Source organism: Micromonospora craterilacus (genome assembly GCF_003236315.1).
GTDB lineage: Bacteria > Actinomycetota > Actinomycetes > Mycobacteriales > Micromonosporaceae > Micromonospora > Micromonospora craterilacus.
In genome coordinates this window covers 1-442 of sequence record NZ_POTY01000575.1, presented here as the reverse complement: position 1 = coordinate 442, position 442 = coordinate 1, and the positions used below count along the sequence as shown (strand labels likewise).

Genomic DNA, 442 nt, shown 5'->3' with positions numbered 1-442 from the left:
AGGTGAGAGTGATCACGCGGGGATCGGTGGAGAGGAACCAGCCGACCCGGACCTGCCGGCCGCGTGCCGGGAACCGGTCCGGGATGTGCCGCCACGCGTCCCGATGGACGCCTACCCGCAGCGTGGTGCGGCCCAGTCGCTGGTCGACGGCGGCGACGAGAGCGGGCAGTTCGGCGGCGGCGTCGCGGGAGCAGGGCCACCAGGCCCCGTCCACGACGGACAACCGGTCCGGCGCCAGATGGAATCGCAGACGCGCCGATGGCACGCGGCTGGGTGGTGTGCGTTGGGGAACAAGTGTCGGCGTCATGGTCGCCTGGCCCATCCAGGCCCTCCGGAGAGGGCCGGTGGTGGTTCGCCGGGGGCGACGCCGGCCTGAGTGCCAACGCTCGAAAAGTCCTCGGTACCTTTAAGCCTACCTCACCACGTCCGATAAGAGGGCGGC

Annotated in this window: 1 protein-coding gene; it reads right to left on the bottom strand. The window is 71.0% G+C overall.

Annotation, left to right across the window (positions count from 1 at the left end):
- A partial coding sequence (locus tag C1I95_RS34505; RefSeq protein WP_233514087.1) for a DUF5994 family protein occupies window positions 1-214 on the bottom strand: 214 nt, incomplete at its 3' end.
- Window positions 215-442 lie beyond the last annotated feature (228 nt).